Origin of the sequence: Sphingopyxis sp. EG6, assembly GCF_003609815.1 — a bacterium.
GTDB lineage: Bacteria > Pseudomonadota > Alphaproteobacteria > Sphingomonadales > Sphingomonadaceae > Sphingopyxis.
Window position 1 is genome coordinate 1,387,944 of sequence record NZ_AP017603.1, and the last position, 20,970, is coordinate 1,408,913.

17 protein-coding genes and 1 tRNA gene are annotated in these 20,970 nt (G+C 64.4%); 6 read left to right on the top strand and 12 right to left on the bottom strand.

Going from position 1 to position 20,970, the window contains the following annotated elements; genetic code table 11:
• Positions 1-65 precede the first annotated feature (65 nt).
• From SPYCW_RS18950 to SPYCW_RS06930, 9 genes are all read right to left on the bottom strand, one after another.
• Positions 66-242, bottom strand: coding sequence for a hypothetical protein (locus tag SPYCW_RS18950; protein WP_168452868.1), 177 nt, complete (start codon positions 240-242; stop codon positions 66-68).
• Complete coding sequence (locus SPYCW_RS06895) at positions 239-1,003, bottom strand: MBL fold metallo-hydrolase (protein WP_120216177.1); 765 nt, start codon at positions 1,001-1,003, stop codon at positions 239-241. The genes SPYCW_RS18950 and SPYCW_RS06895 overlap by 4 nt, the downstream gene beginning before the upstream one ends.
• Positions 1,004-1,016: 13 nt before the next feature.
• Positions 1,017-1,793 carry a TatD family hydrolase gene (locus tag SPYCW_RS06900; protein ID WP_120216178.1) on the bottom strand — a complete coding sequence of 259 codons (777 nt, stop codon included), beginning with the start codon at positions 1,791-1,793 and terminating at the stop codon, positions 1,017-1,019.
• The gene (gene metG / locus SPYCW_RS06905) at positions 1,793-3,367 is read right to left on the bottom strand and encodes a methionine--tRNA ligase (RefSeq protein ID WP_120216179.1); all 1,575 of its coding nucleotides are present in this window, start codon (positions 3,365-3,367) and stop codon (positions 1,793-1,795) included. The genes SPYCW_RS06900 and metG overlap by 1 nt, the downstream gene beginning before the upstream one ends.
• Positions 3,368-3,417: 50 nt before the next feature.
• Entirely contained in the window at positions 3,418-4,392 is a 975-nt protein-coding gene (locus SPYCW_RS06910; RefSeq protein WP_232014863.1) for a DNA polymerase III subunit delta', read from the bottom strand.
• Positions 4,383-5,003 (bottom strand): dTMP kinase, encoded by a 621-nt coding sequence (gene tmk, locus SPYCW_RS06915; RefSeq protein ID WP_120216181.1) that lies wholly within the window; start codon positions 5,001-5,003, stop codon positions 4,383-4,385. The genes SPYCW_RS06910 and tmk overlap by 10 nt, the downstream gene beginning before the upstream one ends.
• Before the next feature lie 75 nt (positions 5,004-5,078).
• The gene (locus tag SPYCW_RS06920; protein ID WP_145985952.1) at positions 5,079-6,035 is read right to left on the bottom strand and encodes a D-alanyl-D-alanine carboxypeptidase family protein; all 957 of its coding nucleotides are present in this window, start codon (positions 6,033-6,035) and stop codon (positions 5,079-5,081) included.
• Positions 6,036-6,045: 10 nt separating this feature from the next.
• Positions 6,046-7,017 carry a septal ring lytic transglycosylase RlpA family protein gene (locus tag SPYCW_RS06925; protein WP_120216183.1) on the bottom strand — a complete coding sequence of 324 codons (972 nt, stop codon included), beginning with the start codon at positions 7,015-7,017 and terminating at the stop codon, positions 6,046-6,048.
• Positions 7,001-8,062, bottom strand: a complete 1,062-nt coding sequence (locus SPYCW_RS06930) for a lytic murein transglycosylase (protein WP_443029458.1) — start codon at positions 8,060-8,062, stop codon at positions 7,001-7,003. The genes SPYCW_RS06925 and SPYCW_RS06930 overlap by 17 nt, the downstream gene beginning before the upstream one ends.
• A gap of 148 nt (positions 8,063-8,210) precedes the next feature.
• Here SPYCW_RS06930 and SPYCW_RS06935 point away from each other — a divergent pair.
• The 5 genes from SPYCW_RS06935 (at position 8,211) to SPYCW_RS06955 (ending at position 15,960) form a co-directional block, all read left to right on the top strand.
• Positions 8,211-8,300: transfer RNA gene (locus SPYCW_RS06935), tRNA-Ser, on the top strand.
• A gap of 287 nt (positions 8,301-8,587) precedes the next feature.
• Complete coding sequence (locus SPYCW_RS06940; RefSeq protein ID WP_120216185.1) at positions 8,588-11,800, top strand: autotransporter outer membrane beta-barrel domain-containing protein; 3,213 nt, start codon at positions 8,588-8,590, stop codon at positions 11,798-11,800.
• An 86-nt stretch (positions 11,801-11,886) separates the two neighbouring features.
• Positions 11,887-12,555 (top strand): RNA polymerase sigma factor, encoded by a 669-nt coding sequence (locus SPYCW_RS06945; RefSeq protein WP_331852390.1) that lies wholly within the window; start codon positions 11,887-11,889, stop codon positions 12,553-12,555.
• On the top strand, positions 12,545-13,477 hold the full coding sequence (locus SPYCW_RS06950; RefSeq protein WP_120216186.1) for a FecR family protein: 933 nt from the start codon (positions 12,545-12,547) through the stop codon (positions 13,475-13,477). Before SPYCW_RS06945 ends, SPYCW_RS06950 begins: the two co-directional genes overlap by 11 nt.
• A 2-nt stretch (positions 13,478-13,479) precedes the next feature.
• Entirely contained in the window at positions 13,480-15,960 is a 2,481-nt protein-coding gene (locus tag SPYCW_RS06955; RefSeq protein ID WP_120216187.1) for a TonB-dependent receptor domain-containing protein, read from the top strand.
• A gap of 412 nt (positions 15,961-16,372) precedes the next feature.
• Here SPYCW_RS06955 and SPYCW_RS06960 read toward each other — a convergent pair whose 3' ends face one another.
• Together SPYCW_RS06960 and SPYCW_RS06965 are read right to left on the bottom strand one after the other, a co-directional pair.
• On the bottom strand, positions 16,373-17,512 hold the full coding sequence (locus SPYCW_RS06960) for an acyl-CoA dehydrogenase family protein (RefSeq protein ID WP_120216188.1): 1,140 nt from the start codon (positions 17,510-17,512) through the stop codon (positions 16,373-16,375).
• Between the two features lie 106 nt (positions 17,513-17,618).
• Positions 17,619-18,812 (bottom strand): acyl-CoA dehydrogenase family protein, encoded by a 1,194-nt coding sequence (locus SPYCW_RS06965; RefSeq protein WP_120216189.1) that lies wholly within the window; start codon positions 18,810-18,812, stop codon positions 17,619-17,621.
• A 164-nt stretch (positions 18,813-18,976) separates the two neighbouring features.
• On the opposite strand from SPYCW_RS06965, the gene SPYCW_RS06970 reads away from it, so the two are divergent.
• The gene (locus SPYCW_RS06970) at positions 18,977-20,053 is read left to right on the top strand and encodes an MBL fold metallo-hydrolase (RefSeq protein ID WP_120216190.1); all 1,077 of its coding nucleotides are present in this window, start codon (positions 18,977-18,979) and stop codon (positions 20,051-20,053) included.
• Here the strand turns inward: SPYCW_RS06970 and SPYCW_RS06975 are convergent.
• Positions 20,050-20,946 (bottom strand): type II toxin-antitoxin system prevent-host-death family antitoxin, encoded by an 897-nt coding sequence (locus tag SPYCW_RS06975; RefSeq protein WP_120216191.1) that lies wholly within the window; start codon positions 20,944-20,946, stop codon positions 20,050-20,052. The genes SPYCW_RS06970 and SPYCW_RS06975 overlap by 4 nt on opposite strands.
• Between the last annotated feature and the right edge of the window lie 24 nt (positions 20,947-20,970).

Genomic DNA, 20,970 nt, shown 5'->3' on the forward strand with positions numbered 1-20,970 from the left:
AAGCCCCCTGCCGTTGGAATCAGGCAGCTTTCTCATCAACCGTCAGGCAACCTATTCGTCGCGGATCATGTGACGAGTTGCCACGTCCGAATGACCAGAAAGACCAAAGCGAAAATCGCGACCCACGCCAGCGCCATTTTGACCCAGTCGGTCATTGGCAAGCGCCGCGCGACCAGCGAGCTGATCACCAGCGCGAATGCCCCGACGAACCAGATCAGCTGGACGCCTGTGTCACCACTCATAGCTGCACCTCCAGCCCGTCATATCCCGGCTCGACACCCGGTGGCAATTCGGCCGCCAGATCGTCATAATCCATCGTGTTGTCCATGTGGGTGATGATCGCGCGTGGATTGCCGCATTTCTCAAGCGCCGCGAGCGTCATCGCCAGATGCGGATGCGTCGGGTGTGGATAGCGGCGCAGCGCATCGATCACGAACAGGTCGACGCCCTGGAAAAAGTCGACCATCTCGTCGGTAAATTTCGAAAAATCAGTGGCATATCCAATCTTGTGGACGCCATCGCTAAAGACCAGTCCGCTCGCCTTGATCGGCCCGTGCGGCATTTCGATCGCCGACACCTCGATGGGACCGATCGACTGATGATCCAGCAGATCGATCGGATCGACCAACGCCGGATAGCCGGCATTTCCTGCAAATGCGTAAGTGAAGCGCCATTTGAGGGTGTCGAGCACATGGCCGCGCGCATAGGCGGGCACCTGCGATCCGCGCAGGTGCATGATCTGGCGCAGGTCGTCGAGGCCATGGCAATGGTCGGCATGCTCATGCGTCCAGATGATGCCGTCGATGACACCGACCTTTGCATCGAGCAGTTGCAGCCGCATGTCGGGGCTGCTGTCGACCAGCAGGCGAAAACCGCCGAGCGAGATCAGGATCGATGCGCGACTGCGCAGGTTGCGCGGATTATCGGGGTCGCATTGCCCCCAGTCATTGCCGATCCGCGGTACGCCCGACGACGTTCCGCAGCCCAGGATGCGAACCTTCATAGCGCGCTTGACGTCACGGCGCCGCCTTTTTGAAAAGCTTGTAAAAATTGGCGCTGGTTGCCGCGGCCAGCGTTTCTTGGTCCTCGCCCCGCAGCGTTGCCAGAAACGCCAGCGTATCGGCGACAAACGCTGGTTCGCCTGTCTTGCCGCGGTGCGGGACGGGGGCGAGGAAAGGGGAGTCGGTTTCGATCAGCAGCCGGTCCTGCGGCAGCCATTTGGCGGTCGCCTGCAGATCGGCGGCATTCTTGAACGTCACGATGCCAGAGATCGAAATAATCAATCCCAGTTCGAGCGCCCTGCGCGCGAAATCGTCACTCGCGGTGAAGCAATGGATCACGCCGGTAAACGCCGCCCTGCCCATCTCTTCGCCCAGCAGCGCCAGCGTGTCCGCTTCGGCGTCACGGGTATGGACGATGATCGGCAGCCCCGTTGCCTGCGACGCGTGGATGTGGCGGCGGAAACTGTCCTGCTGCCGGACGCGGTCGCTCTTGTCGTAATAATAGTCGAGGCCGGTCTCGCCGATGCCAACCACGCGCGGGTGCGCCGCACGCTCGATCAGCTTGGCGGTATCGACATCGGGATGATGGTCGGCGTCGTGCGGGTGGATGCCGACACTGGCCCACACGTCAGGATTGGCTTCTGCCGCCGCCAGGACATCGTCCCATTCGCTCTCGCGCGTTGCGATGTTGAGCATCGCCGTCACGCCGCGGGCGCGGGCGCGGTCGAGCACCTCTCCCTGCTGTTCGGCGAGCCTCTTGTAATTGAGGTGGCAATGCGAATCGACGAGCATCACGCCTCCCCTTCCCCTTCCGGCACGTCGAGGCGCGGGAAGAGGGGGGTCGGCTGTCCGAGCGAAAAGCCGCTGTCAGCGAGCTTTGCGAACCAGTCCGGATCGGCCAGCGCGGCAAAATCGCGCTCGTCCGCCGCAATGCCCATCTGATCGAGCAGATTATCGACCGCTGTCGGCACGACAGGGCGAATTGCAATCGCGAGATCGCGCACGACCATGAACAACGTCATCAGCACCGCCGTCATACGATCGGGATCGGTCTTCTTGAGCGCCCAGGGGGCTTGTTCATCGACATATTGGTTACAGGCAAACACGGCGCGCAACCAAGCTTCGATCCCGACTGAAAAGTTGAGATTCTCAAATTCGCGCGGCAATTCGGTTTGCGTTGCGATCCTGACCTTGGCTGCCAGCTCATCATCGGGCGCAGCGGGACAAAACTTTTCCAGTTTGCCATCCAAGTTCTTGAAAATCATCGACAGGCTGCGCTGCGCCAGATTGCCAAAGCTGTTAGCGAGGTCGGCATTGGCGGTCCGCACGATCGCTTCCGCGGAATAGGTACCGTCCTGGCCAAAGCTGACTTCGCGCAGCAGATAATAGCGCAGCGGATCGACCCCGAAGGTGTCGGCGAGCGCCATGGGATCGACGACATTGCCCAGCGATTTGGACATCTTTTCGCCGCGGTTCAGCAGGAAGCCGTGGCCGAACACCTGTTTGGGGAGCGGCAGGCCGGCACTCATCAGGAAAGCCGGCCAGTAAACGGCATGAAAACGCACAATATCCTTGCCGATCATATGGACATTTGCGGGCCAGAATTTGCTAAAATCGCCATCCAGGTCTGGATAGCCCAAACCGGAAAGATAGGTGGTGAGCGCGTCGACCCACACATACATCACATGCCCCGGCGATCCCGGAACCGGAACGCCCCAGTCGAAGCTGGTGCGCGAGACGCTGAGATCCTTGAGTCCGCCCTCGACGAAGCGCATCACTTCGTTGCGGCGGCTTTCGGGGCGGATGAAATCGGGCCGCTCCTTGTACAGCGCGAGCAATTTGTCCTGATAGTTCGACAGGCGGAAGAACCAGCTTTCCTCGACCGTCCACTCAACGGGGGTGCCTTGCGGCGACAGGCGGGCATCCCCCTCCCCGTCGACCAGTTCGCTTTCGTCGTAGAAGGCTTCGTCACGAACCGAATACCAGCCCTCATAGCGGTCGAGATAAAGATCGCCATTGGCCTCCATCGCGCGCCAGATCGCTTGCGATGCGGCATGATGTGCTGGGTCCGACGTGCGCATGAAATCGTCATAGCTGATATTCAGTTTGGCATACATCTCACGGAAATAAGATGACATTTCATCTGCCAGGTCGATCGTTTCACGGCCCTGGTCACGCGCCGTCTGGAACATTTTCAGGCCATGTTCGTCGGTGCCGGTGATCAGCCGCACGTCGCGACCCTGGGCGCGCTGAAACCGCGCCATCACGTCGGTAGCAATCGCTTCATAAGCGTGGCCGATATGCGGACGACCATTGGGGTAGCTGATCGCGGTGGTGATGTAGAAAGGGGCGCTGTTTTCGGACATGGCCGCGCCTTAGCCGTTGGCGCGCGCGAGGGAAAGCGTCAGCGTGCCGGTCACGTCGAACGCGGCGCCAGTTCAGCGAGGCAGTTGCCGATTTCGAACCCGACCATCGTGCCGTCGTAGGAGCCGCGGATCGCGTCGCGAACGGTGCGCTGGACGCGGTCCCATTGCGCCAAGATGGGAGCGATCTCCGCCACTGACCGTTCGCGCGCCAGCCGCGCGAGCAGCCCGGGGACGATGTCGATCACCAGTTCGAGCCGAGGGCGATTGCTCGTGCCGCCGACCTCGCGCGCCAGCGCCTCGCGCAGCCGGTTTTCGGGGTCGCCGGTCGCGGCGATCGCGAGCAGTTTTTTCTCCATCGCGGCGACATCGCTGTCGATCAGTGCCAGCGCCTTGCCCGGCACGCCGCCCGATGCGGCGACGATCGCGCGCACCTCGGCGATCTCGAGCATCGGGCGCAGATCGTGCAGCCATGCGGTCATGACGTCACGATCAACCGGTTGAAAACGCAGCGTTCTACATCGTGAACGGATCGTCGGGAGCAAGCGCCCCGGTGAGTGACTGACGAGCAGGAACAATGTCTTTGCCGGCGGTTCCTCGAGCGTTTTGAGCAGCGCGTTGGCCGCGTCGGTTTCCAGATCGTCGATTGCGTCGACGATAATCACGCGCCAGTCGCCAAGCGACAGCGACAGATGCAGGCGGCGGATCATCGCCCGCACCTGATCGATTGTGATGTTGCGTGCGAGGTCCTTGCTCTTGTCTTTCAGCTGGCGCGTCAGTTGCAGGATCTCGGGGTGGTTGCCCGCATCGACCAGTCTCCCCGCGGCGCCGTCCCCCGGGTCGTCGAGCGCAATCGCCTGCCCGTCCCCGCCGCTGCCATGGGTTACCAGAAAGCGCGCGACGCGAGCGGCAAAAGCCCCCTTCCCCATTCCCTGCGGCCCGGCGAGGAGCCAGGCGTGATGCAGCCTGCCGCCCTGCCAGCCTTCGAGAAAGGCGGCCTCGGCTTCCCGATGACCGATCATAGCCATTCGGTCAGCCCCGCGAGGATCGCCGCGGTGACCCGTTCAGCGGGGGCATCGGCATCGACGATTCGCCAGCGCTCGGGCTCTGCCCCAGCCATTTCGACGAAGCGCTCGGCCAGGCGCGCCTGATATTCGGCGGGCTTGCTGCCCATGCGGTCGCTGCCACCACGGGCCGTCAGGCGGCGCGCGGCCTCGGCGGGGCTGACGGTGAGCAGGAAGGTGCGATCGGGCATCAGCCCTTCGGATCCGACACCGTGCAGCGCCAATATGTCGGCGTCGGTCAGGCCGCCGCCACCGCCCTGATAAGCGCGGCTCGAATCGACGAAACGGTCGCACAGTACCCATGCGCCGCGGGCCAGCGCCGGACGGATCGTCCGCGCGACATGGTCGGCGCGCGCGGCGGCGAACAGCAAGGCTTCGCTGCGCGCATCCCAGCGGTCGTCGCTACCTTCCATCAACAGCGACCGGATCGCTTCGGCACCTGCGCTGCCGCCGGGCTCGCGCGTTGCCACGACGTCGAGGCCGCGCGCCCTAATCGCCTCGGCCAGTGCGGCGATTTGCGTCGATTTGCCGACCCCCTCGCCGCCTTCAAGCGTGATAAAGCGCCCGCGTGTCATGCTGAAAGCCGACGAGGATCGAATGGGAGGCGCGCGTGCATTGCACCGCGGTAGCCGCCAGCACGGCGTTTGTCATCACGGCGCGGCGCGCGCGCCGCCGCTCGCGATCTTTTTGCCCTTGCCGCCTTCGTTGGTGGCCATCGATTTGGCGAAACCCCAAGTCATCAGCCGCTCGGCTTCGTCGCGGCGCGCTTTGTCGCTCGGCAGGCCGGCAACGACCATGATCAGGCGCCGACCATCGCGCTTGGCCGATCCCAGCAGGCAATAGCCGGCTTCCGAGGTGTGGCCGGTCTTCAATCCGTCGGCGCCCAGAACGCGCCCGAGGATGGGATTGCGGTTGGCCTGGATGATCGGTTTGCCTTCGGGCGAAGTACCATGCTGGAGCCTTGGCATCGAAAAATAGCGGGCGTAGCCAGCGGGATGATCGCGGATCAGCCGATCGGCAAGCGTGATGAGATCGGCGGCGCTGACCTTGGTCACTCCGCCGTCAGGCCAGCCGTTTGGCGTTCCGAAATTGCTCGACGCCATGCCAATCTTTGCCGCTACGGCGTTCATTCTTTTTACGAAAGCTTCCTCACTTCCATCGATACCGACGGCCAGTGCGGCGGCAGCGTCGTTGCCCGATACGGTGATCAGGCCTTTGAGCAGGTCGTCGACGGAGACTTTTTCGCCCGGGCGAAGGAACATCGTCGATCCGCCGTTGCTGCCCCGCCATTTCTTCCAGGTCGCTTCGCTGACCGTAAACTGTTTGTCGCGCGTCAGTTCGCCCTTTTTGATCAGGTCGAGCACGACATAGGCTGTCATGACTTTCGCCATCGACGCGGGCGCGAAGCGTTTGTCCGCACCGCGTGAAAACAATATTTCGCCTGAATCGAGATCCTTGAGCATCACGATCGGCGCCTGCGTGGTGTAGGCGGGGCGTGTTGCCGCTACGCTTTTGGGTCGCGACCCGTCGGCTGCCACCGCTGGCGTCGCCGAAGCCAGCAGAACGGCTGTGAAAATCGCGACGCTTTGCTTTATGGTCTTTCGCACGCGGCGCCCGTCAACGATCGCGCTGGACCACCGCGTCGCGGAAGCCTTTCGCCTTCGCCGTGCCGAGCGCGGTGCGCGCTTCGGCGTCGCTCGCAAAGGGGCCGATCCGTACGCGCCAGAGATTTCCGGCCTTGCTGACCGTCCCGCCCACCGACTTTGCGGCGGCATCGGCGCGGCTTTCGCTGCTGAAAGCGCCAACCTGGACGACGAATTTTCCGGACACCGCGGGAACGGTCTTGGCGGGTGTTGCCGGTTTGGCCGCAGGCTTTGGTTTTTCAACCGCAAGCCGGTCATCGCCGGGCTTGGCTTTTCCCGATGCAATGGGCGCCGCGGGCTGCGCTTCGACCGGCGGCGTGGCAGCCGACGCTTTCGGCACCGGCATGGCTTTGAGCTTGGTGCGCAGGATCGACAGCAATGAGTCGGGGGTCGCGATCCGCTCTGGAACCGCACGGCCCGTGCGCAGTTGCGCCCGCTCGGCGGCGGGCGGGTTGGTACGGCGGACCCGGACCGCGGATACACCGCCGGTTAGCCCCAGCTGTTCGGCGGCGCCGCGCGACAGGTCGATCAGCCGGTCGCCGACCATCGGCCCGCGATCGTTGACGCGCACCAGGATCGTGCGTCCGGTGTCGAGCGCGGTCACTTCGACATAGCTCGGCAGCGGCAACGTCTTGTGCGCGGCGCTGATCCCGGCGGGATCGAACGTCTCGCCATTGGCGGTCGGCCGTCCAGCGAGTTCGTCGCCATACCAGCTTGCGTAACCGACATCGTCATAATCGGCGATATCCGCGGGCGTGTAGGTGGTGCCTGCGATCGTATAGGGATCGCCGATCTTGACCGGCGTATCGCTCACGCCGCCGGCGGATTGGGCCGGTGCCGGGCTGGCGGTTGGACCGCCCTCGCGCTCGCCGCCAAAACTACCGCACCCGGCGAGCATCAGCATCGCCCCGGCCATCAGCGCCGTTTTTCTACCGATCGATTTCATCCGCCAGCAACCCCACTGATAGTGCGTAAAAATTGGAACAATTATAGTCCAATATCGCACGATAGTTACCGGTCAGCAAATATGCGGTTCGTCCCGGCCCATCGGGTTCGAGCAGAACCGCCTGAACCTGTCCATCGGGCCAGCGCCCACCGATCGGCTGGATCCCGTCGGCGCGCCATTCGGCCATCGAACGCCAGCGGCTGTGGCGGGCAAAGACGCGTGGGCAGCGGGTCGGCGTCAGGCGGCTGGCAAAACGATTGCGGTCAAAACTGCCTGGAACAGTCACGGCGACGCCCCACGGCTGCCCGGCGCGCCAGCCGGCGCGGCGCAGATAGGCCCCGATCGATTCGATCGCATCGGCCTCGCTCGACCAAATATTGGCGCGTCCGTCGCCGTCACCATCCTCGGCGACCGCCAGATAGACCGACGGCAGGAACTGCGGATAGCCGAAGGCGCCCGCCCAACTGCCCTTCAACACGTCGCGCGGCACCCCGCGCTGAACCATCTCCAGCGTCGCGAGGAACTCGGATTCGAACAGGCTGCGGCGCCGTCCTTCGTAGGCCAGCGTCGCGAGCGCTTCGGGAAGGTCGAAATTGCCCGTGACCTGGCCGTAAGCGGTCTCGTGGCCGTAAATCGCGATCATGATGCTGGTCGGCACCCCGGTGCGCGCCTCGATCCGCGACAGCAAAGGCAGCAGGCGGTCGTGGACCCGGCGCCCGCCGCCGATCCGCGCCGCATCGACATGTTTGGCCTTGTAGGGCGCGAAATTCGGGATCGGGGTGTCGTGGGTCGGCGGGCTGCCCAGATTGTCGCGGTCGAGGGCGATCACGCGCGGGTTATAGCGCAGACCGGCGGTGACGCGGTCGAACACCTGCCGCGATACCCCGCGCGCCTGCGCCTTGGGCCACAGCGACTGGACATAGGCACTGAAGCCGCTGTCGCCGCTCTGCGCGTGCAGCGGCGCCGATGCGGTGAGCAGCCATGCCGACAGAATGGCAGTGGTGACAGCGAAAAGGCGTCCGATTTTTAAACTGATAGCGTGCATGATGCTCCCACCCATAGGGCGTGTCTCGCACAGATGCGAGCGGCTTGGCTAGGCAAGGGCGGGACGAGCCGAGTCATTCGCGCGGCGGGACGAGCCGACAAGGTTTTTCTTGCCGCAGCGCATCCGCGCGCTATGGCGGCGGCCAAGCGGACAGGTGGCCGAGTGGTTTAAGGCAGCGGTCTTGAAAACCGCCGTGGGTGCAAGCTCACCGTGGGTTCGAATCCCACCCTGTCCGCCACGGCATGCACAAACAGCATGCAGCGTTTGGCAAATTACCGCGATGCCCGGTGCAGAGTGGACGCTACCCCAGGCCGACGTCCGAAACGGTCGCGGCGAAATGCCACGGCGACCTTATGTTTATGCCCCCCGTAGCGCGATCGGCCATATCAGGCGGGTTGCCTATGGTAAACCCGAAGTCCGGGCCGCTTTGATGCGCGCGATTTTTGTTCAAGGCTGTGCCGCATTCGCTCCGTCTTGTGGTTGTCGCCGGGAGGACATCCCGGCTCCGATCACAAGAGGAACCCGATGCGCAATACCTTGCTGGCCACCACCTGTCTGGCTGCCCTGCTTTCGACGGCAGCCCAAGCCGAAACGACGATCACCACCGCCACCACGGCGCCGGTGCGGACGTCGACGATCAAATCGGGCGCGCCCGACGATATCAAGGTCACCTCGACGGGTTCGGTAAAACCCGCGGGCGGCGCTGCGGTTACCATCGACAGCAATCACAAGGTGATCAACGAAGGCAGCATCGAGATTAGCAACGTCAACGGCGCGCGCGGCATTGTCGCCAATGCGGGAACGGTCGGCGCGATCACCAATGCCGCGACGGGCAAGATCATCCTCGACGAACCCTATGCGCCGACCGATATCGACAATGATGGCGACATCGATGGCGCTTTTGCGCTGGGCGGCAACCGCGTCGGCATTGCGACGCTCGGCGCCTTTACCGGGAATATCGTCAACAGCGGCGCGATCACGATCGAGGGCAATGATTCGGCAGGCATTCGCCTCGGCGGGCCGCTGACGGGCAATTTCACGAATGACGGCACCATCTCTGTGCTGGGCGACCGCGCGCTTGGCGTCGGCTTGCAGGATGTGACCGGCAACGTCCGGCTAGCCGGGACAATCACTGCGACCGGCCTCGACGCGACAGCGGCGCGGCTGGCGGGCAACATCACCGGCGCGCTCGTCGTTCAGGGCAACCTGACCGCGACCGGCTACCGCTTCACGACGCCGCCCGCCGACCCGTCGAAGCTCGACGCCGACGACCTGCTGATCGGCGGTCCGGCGCTCTCGGTCGAGGGAAATGTGACCGACGGCATAATTCTCGCCGTCCCGCCCAAGGATACGAGCACGACCGACAATGACGAGGACAAGGACGGCATCCCCGACGACAAGGAAGGCAGCGCCGCGGTGCGCTCCTTCGGTTCGGCGGCGGCGGTGCGCATCGGTTCGGCAACGCAAAGCGTAACGATCGGCCCGGTCGCGGGAACCGGCACCGGCTTTGGCCTGATCATCGATGGCGGCGTGATCGGCAACGGCCTTTATGCGGGCAAGGATGGCAACGGGATGCAGATCGGCGGCCTTGGCGGCGCCGTGACCATCGCGGGCGGGATCGGTATCGGCGCGACCGGCAGCGTCGCGGCGCTGTCAAAAGATGTCGCGGCAACCGCGATCCGGATCGGCAGCGGTGCGACGACCCCCGAGCTGCGTAATGCGGGCAAGATCGAGGCGACGACCGCGGGCAATGTCGCGGGTTCGGTCGCGACCGCGGTGCTGGTCGAAGCGGGCGGCAACGTCGCGTTGATCCGCAACAGCAGCTTGATCGCGGCCAAGACCGGCGGCGACAATGGCACAGCGCGGGCAATCGTCGACCTGTCGGGTACCGTCGCCACGGTCGAAAACAGCGGCACGATCAGCGCCACGGGCGCGCTAGCCACATCGGACCGCAATATCGCGATCGACCTTTCGGCCAACGCCGTAGGCGCAACCGTGAAGCAGACCGCGGTTGCGTCGGGCGTCACCGCCCCCAGCATCGTCGGCGACGTTCGCTTCGGCGGCGGCAACGACGTATTCGACATCGCCGACGGATCGGTGAAGGGGAACAGCTTCTTTGGCGGCGGCAACAACCGCCTCGCGCTGTCGGGTGACGCGATCTACACCGGCAACGCGCGCTTTGGCGCCGGGAACGACAGCATGGCGCTGGTCGGCACGTCGAAATTCACCGGTACGGTCGATTTCGGTGGTGGCGCCGATACGCTCAGCATCGGCGGTACCTCGGTCTTCTCGGGCTCGCTGGCCAATGCGCAGGGACTCGCCGTCTCGGTCGGCGGCGGCACCTTTGACGTCACGGGCGCAGCGCGGATTGCGTCGCTGGCGGTCACCGACAAGGGAACGCTGGGCGTCCTGCTCGACACCGGCAGCACCGGCACCGCGTTGCAGGTCACGGGCAACGCAAGCTTTGGCGCCGAATCCAAGCTGGCGCTGCGCCTGTCGAGCATCGAACAGGCCGAAGGTCGGCACATCGTCCTGACCGCCGGTACGCTGACCGGCGCGAACAACCTCACCGCGTCGCAGACGCTGCTGCCGTTCCTCTACAAAGGCACGTTGACGTCGAACGCGACGCAGCTGATCGTCGATGTGTCGCGCAAGAGCACAACCGAACTCGGGCTCAATCGGTCGGAAGCCGGCGCGTTCGACGCGGTGCTTGACGCGGTGGTCGCCGACCAGAAGATCGAGGACGTGTTCCTGGGGATCACCAGCGGCGACCAGTTCCGCAGCCAGCTGGGGCAGATGCTTCCCGAGCATGAGGGCGGCGTGTTCGAGACGGTGACCTCTGGCTCGCGCGCGCTGTCGCGGCATTTGCAAGACCCCAACGCGCCGTTCCAGGACGAGGGCAAATGGGGTTATTGGGTGAACCAGGCCGTCTGGGGCACATCGAAGAGCGTCGGCGATACCGCGAGCTACGACGTCAGCGGCTGGGGCATCGGGCTCGGCGCCGAGATAAAGAGCGACATCGGCAACTTCGGCGGCTCGATCGCATTTCTGAGCGGCAAGGACAGCAACGGCAGCAATGCGAACGAGGTCAGCACCAGCCAGTTCGAGGGCGCCCTGCATTGGCGCCTGCGGTCAAAGGGCTTCATGGCGAACGCCCGCGTCTCGGGCGCGCCGATCAAGATGAAGGGCACCCGCATCTTCAGCGCCGAGGCGGGCGCTGACGACATCGAGAAGACGATGAAGGGGAAATGGGACGGAACCCTGTGGTCGGCATCGGGCTCGCTCGCCTATGACGCCCGCGCCGGGGGGATCACGATCCGCCCAATGGTCGCGGTCGATTACTTCAAACTGACCGAAAAGGGCTATCAGGAAACCGGCGGCGGCGACGCGCTCGACCTGAAGGTGCTGGGGCGTGACAGCGATGAGCTGGCGGTGTCGGGTACCGTGGCGCTCGGCATGGATTTCGGCGGCCTTGACCAATATGACGGCTGGACGCGCTTCGAAATCGAAGGCGGCCGTCGCCAGATCGTCGGCGGCACGCTCGGCGCGACGACGGCGTCGTTCAAGGACGGCACGCCGTTCACCCTTATCCCTGATGATCGCACGAGCGGCTGGGTCGGCCGTCTCCGTGGCATCGCCGGCAATTCGGCCTTTCAGGTCGCTGGCGAAGTGTCCGCGGAGGAACAGCAAAGCCATATCGGCTGGGCGTTCCGTGCGAGTCTGCGGGTCGGCCTCTAGCCCCCCGGCCGGCCCCGCGTGCAAGGGGGAGGCACCTCCCTACCCCCGCCTCCCCCTTGCTTAGACAGAAATGAAACAAGACGCCGATGTTTGCACTGCCCCTTCACTCTCGTCCGGCACCGCGGTTGCGCGGTGGGACTTGGCCGCTATATGACGGCGGCATCAGGGGAAGCTATGGCGCGCGCCGGGGCGGCGCCGACCGGCAAAAGATGGCGTTCCAGAGCAAGCAATCGATGACCAGTTCGAACGACCGAACCGATGCTGCGCAAGGCATCGAAGGCGTATTGCTCGCCAACCGCGATCGGATCGTCCGTTTCTTGCTGGCGCGCGGCGCCGGTGATGCGGCTGAGGATCTGTTCCAGGATTTGTGGATGCGACTGACCGATCGTCCCATGGGGCCGGTCGCCGACCCCCTGCCCTATGTCATGCGCGCCGCCAACAATCTGATGCTCGACCGTTATCGTTCAGCGCGGCAAAGCGCGCTGCGCGATCAAGCCTGGGGGGAGACAGCGGCCACCCACGCCCCGTCGGCAGAGATCGCGCTGATCTCGCGCGAGCAGCTTGCGCTGGTCGAGGCGGCGATTGCGGGTAGCGGCGAACGCGCCGCCCATATCTTTCGCCGGTTCCGCGTCGACGGCGCCAATCAACGCGATATTGCCAGTGAAATGGGGGTCAGCCTGAGCACAGTCGAAGCCGATTTGCGCAAGGTGTATGCGACGCTTGCCGCGCTACGGAGACAGTTCGATGCGTCCTGATATCGACAGCATTGAAGCGCGCGCCATCGACTGGCTGATCCGCCAGCGCGACCCGGCGTTCGACGACTGGGAAGGCTTTACCGACTGGCTCGGCGAGGACCCCGACCATGCCGCCATCTACGATGCCGTTGCGAGCCTCGATCAGGATCTTGGCGCGCTGCCTCCGGCGGCAAAGCCGATGGCAGCGACCGTGCCTACCACGCCGCGCCGTGCGTCACGTCGTGGCTGGTTTGGCGGCGCCATGGCGGCAGCGCTGGTCGCGGTTGTCGGGCTATCGACCCTCAATCCCTTCGGTAGCGCCGATCGGATCGAAACCGCGGCGGGCGAGCAGCGCACGATCGAGCTTGCCGATGGATCGCGGATCGACATCAATGGCGGTTCGGTGGTCGAAATCGACAAGGATCGCCCGCGCTTCGCTCGTCTGGAAAGCGGTGAGGCGATGTTCCACGTCGTCCATCGCGACAAGGATCCCTTTGTCGTCGAAACGGGCAGCGACCGCATCGTCGATCTGGGAACCGCGTTCAACGTCGTTCGGCGCGAGCGCCAGACGTCGGTCGCCGTGTCGGAGGGTATCGTTCTTTACAACCCCGACCGCGACAAGGTTCGCCTGCTCGCGGGCAAGGCGATCGAGGTCCGCGATGGCGATCGAAAGGCGCCGGTCGTGCAGGACGTCGATGTGGCCAGCATCGGCGGCTGGCGCAGCGGGCTGCTGGTTTACAACGGCGCGCCGCTGGCGGTGGTGGCCGAAGATCTGAAGCGAACCGCGGGAATGGATGTTCGGATCGCGCCTGCGGCCGCTGACCTGTCGTTTCGCGGCGCGCTGATCATTGACAAGAACCGGGGCCGTACGATCGCCGATCTTGCCGCCTTGTCGGGAACAAGGGCGCAGCGACAGGGCGACGGCTGGATATTGACCCGCTGACCATGCACCCGCGCCTTGCCCTTGTCGCCGCTGCGACGCTGCTGGCCCTGCCCGCGCAGGCCTTGGCGGCGGAGGAACGCACGTTCGACGTACCGAAAGGGAGCCTGTCGACCGCCCTGCCGGTGATCAGTCGGCAGGCCGGGGTCAGCATCAGCGTCGTCGACGCAAAACTATGGCAGGCGCGGGCCAAACGCGTGCGCGGGCGGATGAGCGTCGAGGAAGCGATCCAGCGGCTGTTGAGCGGTTCCGACGCTCGTGCCGTCCGCGTCTCGGCCACCAGCTGGCGCATCGAACGCCGCCCCCACACACCGCGTGTCGCCCAACGCCCCGCCCCGCCGCGGCAGACGCCGCAGCCGCGCGCGCGCGCGCCTTCGCAGGATATGGTCGCCACGGCGCAGGACGAGATCATCGTCACCGCGTCGAAAACCGACCTGCCCTATTCGCATTTTGCCGGCGTCGTCACCCAATTGAGTGGCGGCGATTTGGCGTTTGGCGGCGAACGCGGGATGGAATCGATCCTGTCGCGCACCGCGACGGTGTCCTCGACCCATCTGGGTTCGGGGCGCAACAAGCTGTTCATTCGCGGCATCGCCGATTCCAGCTTCACCGGCCCGACGCAATCGACCGTCGGGCAATATCTGGGCGACATCCGGCTCAGCTATAATGCCCCCGATCCCGACCTGCGTCTTTATGACGTCGACAATGTCGAAATCCTCGAAGGACCGCAGGGCACGCTCTATGGTGCCGGATCGCTCGGCGGCATCATCCGCGTCGTCCCCAAATCGCCCGATCCGCGCGCGATGTCGGTGCAGGCGATCGCGGGCGTCTCGGTAACTCAGCATGGCGACCCGGGCGGCGACATCGCCGCGATCGCCAATCTGCCGGTGGGCGACAACGGCCATGCGCTCCGTCTCGTCGGCTATATGCTGACCGACGGCGGCTATATCGATAACCCGCTGCGCGGACAGAATGACGTCAACCGCGTCCATGTGCGCGGCGGACGCGCGGCCTTTCGTTTCGATGCGGGCGATGACTGGACCGTCGATCTGGGCGGTGTGTACCAGTCGATCAAATCAAACGATGCACAATATGCCGACAAGGCGGCCGACCCGCTGACGCGCAATTCGATGGTCGAGCAGAATGCCTCGGCGCGTTACGGGCTTGGTACGATTGTGGTGATGAAAGACTGGGACGGTCTGCATTTCCAGTCGTCGAACGCCTTTGTCGACCATCGCCTGTTCGAACGCTTCGACGCCAGCCTGCCCGAAGCGCCGCCCGGATCGGTCGTCTCGAGCGGCGCGGTCGATGTCGAGCGCCTGTTCGCACCGATCCAGATCGTCCTGCTCAGCACGGTGCCCCGCGTGCTCGACCAGCGCAACGCGACGCGAATGTTCGTCAGCGAAAACCGCTTGTCGCGTCCCTATCATGACGGGTTGGGCTGGGTGATCGGCGCGAGCTTCATCGACAATCGCGCGCAGCAGAACCGCGAATATCGCTATGGCGCGCTGCGCGCGGTCCTCCCCGGCGTCACCAACAAAATTACCGAAGTCACGGGCTATGCCGAGGCGACGGTCGAAGTGACGCCGAACCTGATCGCGGCGGGCGGCGTCCGCCTGTCGCACGCGCGGCTGGGCGGGATGGCGGAAGGCGTCTCGTTCGCGCTCGCCCAGGCGGGCCGCGCGACGACCGCGTCGCGAAGCGAAACCGACCTGCTGCCCTCCTTCTCCCTGCTCGCGACGCCGCTGCATAACCTGCGCCTCTATGCGCGCTATCAGGAAGGATTCCGGCCCGGCGGCCTCGCGGTCGATGGCAATTTTGTGCGGCGCTTCCTGAACGATCAGGTGCGGACGTGGGAGGCGGGTGTCCGCTTCGGCGACAAGCGGCAAAGCCTGTTCGATGCCAGCATTGCGGTGTCGCACAGTCGTTGGCGCAACATCCAGGCCGATTTCATCGACAGCACGGGCTTTCCGACCACCGCCAACATCGGCGATGGCCGGATCACCAGCGTTTCGGGCGCGCTCGCGATGCGCCCGACCGAGGCACTGACCTTTGAACTCGGCGCAGTCTATAACCACAGCCGCGTCGACGATCTGGCGCTGGAAATCCTGCCGGTATTTGCCGCAGCGCCCGCCCGACTGGGCCGCATTCCCAATGTCGCGAGCCACGCGGTGCGCGGATCGGTCAATTATGCGACCGTCGTCGGCGACGAGGATTTTCGTGTCAATGGCTGGGCCAACTATGTCGGACCGTCGCGGCTTGGGATCGGGCCGGTTCTGGGCGAAAGCCAGGGCGATTATATCGACACCGGACTGGCGATGCGCGTCGGCAATGAACGGCGCGGATTGTCGCTGACGCTGACCAACCTGTTCGATTCGCGCGGCAATCGCTTTTCGCTGGGGACGCCGTTTGTCGAGGGTAATGAGGGTTTCATGACCCCGCTGCGGCCAAGGACGCTGCGGATCGCGGTGGATGTAGCGTATTAGCGAATGTCGGCTTTGGGGTGGTGAGCGGACGTTCCGACTGACCGTCGCCCCCGCGAAGGCGGGGGCCGCTAGCTGCCTATCCCTGCGTCGCTGCGTAAACCGACAGCGGCCCCCGCCTTCGCGGGGGCGACGGCTAGTTTCGATCGGTAACCGCTACGCTCAATTCGTCATCCCGGCGCAGGCCGGGATGACGATGCTATAGATCCTCCCTGTGGCGAAGCCATGGGGAGGGGGACCGTTCGCGAAGCGAATGGTGGAGGGGCGGCGACGGTAGCGCCAAAGCCCCTCCGTCAGCGCTTCGCGCTGCCACCTCCCCATCGCTGCGCGACAGGGAGGATCAACGGCAGCTATCGGTCGATAACTGCCACTGCCGTCGTCGATGCCCCACTCCGCCCGAGAGGTGTTCGCTAGATCAATCCGCCAGCACAAGCCGTTCGTAACGGTCCATGTGATAATCATGGCTGCCGAACTGGCCCTCGATCATCGTAGCGCGCTTGAAATAATGGCCGATCGCCAATTCCTGCGTGATGCCGATGCCGCCATGCGTTTGAATCGCATTCTGTCCGACAAATTTGGCGCCGCGCGCGACCTTCGCCTTGGCCGCCGAGACCGCAGCCATGCGCTCGTTCGCGGGCAGGCCAAGCTTCAGCACCCCCATGATCGTCATCGAACGCGCCTGTTCGACTTCCATGAACATGTCGACCATGCGGTGCTGGAGCACTTGGAACTTGGCGATCGGAATGCCGAACTGCTTGCGCTGCTGGGTATATTCCAGCGTGCCTTCGTGTAGCTTCTGCATGACGCCGGTCGCTTCGGCGCACACCGCGACGGTCGCTTCATCGACGATCTGTTCGACCAGCGGCAGGCCGGTGCCTTCGCCGCCGAGCAGCGCGTCGCCGGGGATTGCGACATTTTCGAAATAGATTTCCGACGCGCGGCTGCCATCGACGGTCGGATAGTCGCGGCGGACGATGCCGGGCAGATTGGCGTCGATCAGGAACAGCGACACGCCCTCGCGGTCGCGCTGGCCGCCGCCGGTACGCGCGGTGACGAGCAGATGCGTCGCCCATGGTGCGGCGTAAACAACACCCTTGTGCCCGTTCAGCACATAGCCCGCGCCGTCCTTCTTCGCGGTGGTGCGCAGATTGGCAAGATCGTAGCGGCCCTGAGGCTCGGCATAGGCGAAAGCGATGATCGCGTTGCCGGCAATGATCTCGGGGATCATTGCGTCAGCCTGCGCCCCGCCGACGGCTTTCAGTGCGCCGCCTGCGATGACGACGGTGGGCAAGTAGGGCTCGATCCCGATGACCTTGCCCAATTCCTCCATCACGATCGCATTTTCGAGCGCACCGCCGCCAAGACCGCCATGGTCCTCGTCAAAGGCTGCGCCCAGCATGCCGAGTTCCTGCGCCAGGGCGGTCCAGATCGCCGGATCGCGACCGCTGTCCGAATTGATGAACTTCTGGCGCGTTTCAAAATCATAGGTGTCGCTGAGGAAGCGCGACAGCGTGTCGCGGATCATGTCCTGCGTTTCGGTATAGGTGAAATCCATTTTACATCCCCGTCGCCCCCGCGAAGGCGGGGGCCGCTATTGGTTTATACAGCGGCGCTGAGCCAGGCCGATTGCGGCCCCCGCCTGCGCGGGGGCGACGCATGCGTCAGAGGCCCAAAACCATCTTTGCGATGATGTTGCGCTGAATCTCGTTCGACCCGCCATAGATCGTCGTCTTGCGCATGTTGAAATAGGTCGGCGCGGCGCGGTGCGCGTAGTCGGGGCCAATCGGATGTTCGTTATCGCCCTCGCCGAATCCGCGGAAATAGGGCGCGCCATAATGGCCGACGGCCTCCAGCGACAATTCGGTCAAGCGCTGCTGGATTTCAGATCCCTTGATCTTGAGCAGGCTCGATTCCGGCCCCGGGCCACGCCCGGCGTTCGGGCCGGCGAGACTGCGCAGCTCGGTTAATTCGAGCGCCGCCAGATCGACTTCCAGCTCGGCGACCTTGCGCTTGAAGAACGCATTGGCGAGCAGCGGCTTGTCGCCATCGACTTCGGTGCGGGCGATGGCCTTGACCTTTTCGATCCCGCGCTTCGACGCCGCGACCCCGGCAATGCCGGTCCGTTCATGCGCGAGCAGAAATTTGGCGCAGGTCCAGCCTTTGTTTTCTTCGTAAACGCGGTTGGCGACGGGGACGCGGACATCCTCCAGCCACACCTCGTTGACCTCATGCTCGCCGCCCAAGGTGATGATCGGGCGCACGGTAATGCCGGGCGACTTCATGTCGATGAGGAGGAAGGAAATCCCCTCCTGTTGCTTGGCGTCCTTGTCGGTACGCACCAGGAAGAAGCCCCAGTCAGCGTGCTGCGCGAGCGTCGTCCAGGTCTTTTGCCCATTGACGATATAGTCGTCGCCGTCGCGGACGGCCGTCGTGCGCAGCGAGGCAAGATCGCTGCCCGAACCCGGCTCCGAATAGCCTTGGCACCACCAATCCTCACCCGACAGGATGCGGGGAAGGAAATGCGCCTTCTGTTCGGGCGTGCCGAAGGTGTAAATGACGGGTCCGACCATCGCGAGGCCAAAGGGCATCAGGCGGATGCAGTCGGCGCGCGCCGATTCTTCCGACCAGATGAAACGCTGCGTCGGCGTCCAGCCGGTGCCGCCATATTCGACCGGCCATGCGGGTGCGATCCAGCCCTTCTTGTGCAGGATCTTGTGCCAGACAAGGAAATCCTCCTTGGACATCTCCTCGCCCTCATCCTGCTTTTCACGCAGTTCGGCGGGGTAATTTTCGGCGATGAAGTCGCGCACTTCCTGCTGGAAGGCGAGATCTTCGGGGCTGAATTCCATGTCCATCACGAATCTCCCATTGGGTAATGGCGCGCTTATACTGCGCGCTCACCTTTACGTAAACGGCAAGTTGCTACTTGCAACTTTCCTTGGCCCAATGATTGGGCGTAACATCGCCGCTTGTCCAGCGCGTGCATTCGTCACGGGCGGACAAAGTTGGGGGATGGGAGATGACAAAAGGCAAGCGTACAGCGCTCTGGGTGGCGACGATCCTTGGCATCGCGCTTCTGTCGGCGTGGTTGTTTCAGCGGCCGATCGGCCTTTGGCTCTTCGAGCGCGCGGTCGAACGCGCGGCGGCGCGCGACACGCTCAAGGATCTGCCAGACGGATTGCACGTCGGTTTCTGCGGCACCGGCTCCCCCCTCCCCAGCCGCGAGCGTGCGGCGTCCTGCACCGTCGTGATCGCGGGCAAGGCGTTGTTCGTCGTCGATGCAGGAGAGGGTGCGGCGCGCAATATTGCACAGATGGGCCTGCCCAATGGCCGTATCAAGGCGATGTTCCTGACCCATTTTCATTCGGACCATATCGACGGGATGGGGCCAATGATGCTGCTGCGCTGGACCGCCAGCGGCAACAAAAGTCCTCTGCCCGTTTATGGGCCGTCGGGTGTCGAGCAGGTTATTGCCGGGTTCAACGCCGCCTACGCACTCGATAATGGCTATCGCACCGCGCACCATGGCGAGGCGATCACGCCTCCCGCGGCTGCCGGCGCGACGGCGATCGCCTTTGCGCTCCCGGCGGCACCGACGGTCATCTACGACGCGGGCGGCCTTCGCGTCACCGCTTTCGCCGTCGATCACCGCCCGGTCCAACCGTCAGTCGGCTATCGGTTCGACTATAAGGGACGCAGCCTCGTCGTCAGTGGCGACACGGCACCATCAAGCACGCTGGAAGTGGCTTCCAAAGGCGCTGACCTTCTGATTCACGAGGCACTGAACCCCGCGATGGTCAACACGCTCGCGGCAAAGCTCGACAAGGCGGGCCGCAACCAGACTGCACAGATCATGCGCGACATCATCGATTATCATGCCAGCCCGGCGCAAGCCGCCGACAGCGCGCGCGTCGCAGGGGTCCAGATGCTGGTGCTCAGCCACGTCGTGCCGTCGATGCCATCGCCCTACCTGAATGCGGCGTTCCTTGACGGCGCCGAAGATCGGTTCGACGGGCCGATTATCGTCGGCGAGGACGGCCAATACTTCTCGCTGCCCGCTGGCAGCAAGACAATCGACCGCGGCAGCTGGTTCTAGGCAGCGCGTCGGGTGACCAGAACAACCGCACCATCGCTGGCATAAGGTCCACGGACTTCGGCGATCGTCAGATCGACGTCGATGGCGTCGCCGTCGCGCGTCACCATTTGGGTCGCGATGCAGACGGGCTGACCCGATCGGAACAGCGCCTCCAGTCCCTCAGAAAAACCTGACCGATCACCGACCGCCAACAACGCCGAAAAACGCACCCGCCGGATCGCGGTGGCATCGACCCCGAGCATAACGAGTAGCGAGTCGTTCGCCGCCTCGACCGCTCCGCGCACCGATATGCGGGCGTGACTGATACTGCCCTGCGCTTCGATCGCGCTCAACAGGGCGGCGCGTGCGTCGGTGGCGGCAAAATTGTCGATGGCACCGCTGACGTCGCGCAGGATCATCGCACCGCCTGTCGGGGTCGGCACAAGATCGATCCGCAGCCATTGGCGCGGTCGCAAGATGTCCGGCAACTCGCCCGAAAAGCGCTCACGATGGTCGATCAGGCGGATGATATGCTGCGCCAGCATGCTGCGCTCGATCCGTGGCACCGCGGTCGTCAGGGGTACGCCGATCATCTCCGCGCATGATCGTTCCAGGATGTCGCAGGCCGCCGGGTTGGCGGCGACGATCCGCCATTGCCGATCGATCAGGATCACTCCGTCGCGGATCGATTCGACCAGCCCCGCCAGCGATTGTTGCAGGCGGTCTGCGGTCCCTGCAACATTGTTCGCCTGGCTATCGAGCCGACGATAATCGTCGAGCGAGATCAGCACATGGGCATCCTTGCCATGGTGCGTCACGACGACTGGCTCGCGCGCCGATTGCAGGCGCCAATTGGCAAAGCCGCGGATGAAATCGGCTGCCGATACTCGCTGCGGTTCCTGCGCCGTCGCCACACTGACCTCCCGAAATGTCGATGC

Bases quoted from the DNA above. Each gene is read 5' to 3' on its own strand.
- tmk (WP_120216181.1), bottom strand. From the start codon at position 5,003: ATGACACGCGGGCGCTTTATCACGCTTGAAGGCGGCGAGGGGGTCGGC.
- SPYCW_RS06910 (WP_232014863.1), bottom strand. From the start codon at position 4,392: ATGGCTATGATCGGTCATCGGGAAGCCGAGGCCGCCTTTCTCGAAGGC.
- SPYCW_RS06970 (WP_120216190.1), top strand. From the start codon at position 18,977: ATGACAAAAGGCAAGCGTACAGCGCTCTGGGTGGCGACGATCCTTGGC.
- SPYCW_RS06925 (WP_120216183.1), bottom strand. From the start codon at position 7,017: ATGAAATCGATCGGTAGAAAAACGGCGCTGATGGCCGGGGCGATGCTG.
- SPYCW_RS06930 (WP_443029458.1), bottom strand. From the start codon at position 8,062: ATGCACGCTATCAGTTTAAAAATCGGACGCCTTTTCGCTGTCACCACT.
- metG (WP_120216179.1), bottom strand. From the start codon at position 3,367: ATGTCCGAAAACAGCGCCCCTTTCTACATCACCACCGCGATCAGCTAC.
- SPYCW_RS06940 (WP_120216185.1), top strand. From the start codon at position 8,588: ATGCGCAATACCTTGCTGGCCACCACCTGTCTGGCTGCCCTGCTTTCG.
- SPYCW_RS06950 (WP_120216186.1), top strand. From the start codon at position 12,545: ATGCGTCCTGATATCGACAGCATTGAAGCGCGCGCCATCGACTGGCTG.
- SPYCW_RS06895 (WP_120216177.1), bottom strand. From the start codon at position 1,003: ATGAAGGTTCGCATCCTGGGCTGCGGAACGTCGTCGGGCGTACCGCGG.
- SPYCW_RS06965 (WP_120216189.1), bottom strand. From the start codon at position 18,812: ATGGACATGGAATTCAGCCCCGAAGATCTCGCCTTCCAGCAGGAAGTG.
- SPYCW_RS06960 (WP_120216188.1), bottom strand. From the start codon at position 17,512: ATGGATTTCACCTATACCGAAACGCAGGACATGATCCGCGACACGCTG.
- SPYCW_RS06945 (WP_331852390.1), top strand. From the start codon at position 11,887: ATGTTTGCACTGCCCCTTCACTCTCGTCCGGCACCGCGGTTGCGCGGT.
- SPYCW_RS06955 (WP_120216187.1), top strand. From the start codon at position 13,480: ATGCACCCGCGCCTTGCCCTTGTCGCCGCTGCGACGCTGCTGGCCCTG.
- SPYCW_RS06900 (WP_120216178.1), bottom strand. From the start codon at position 1,793: ATGCTCGTCGATTCGCATTGCCACCTCAATTACAAGAGGCTCGCCGAA.
- SPYCW_RS18950 (WP_168452868.1), bottom strand. From the start codon at position 242: ATGAGTGGTGACACAGGCGTCCAGCTGATCTGGTTCGTCGGGGCATTC.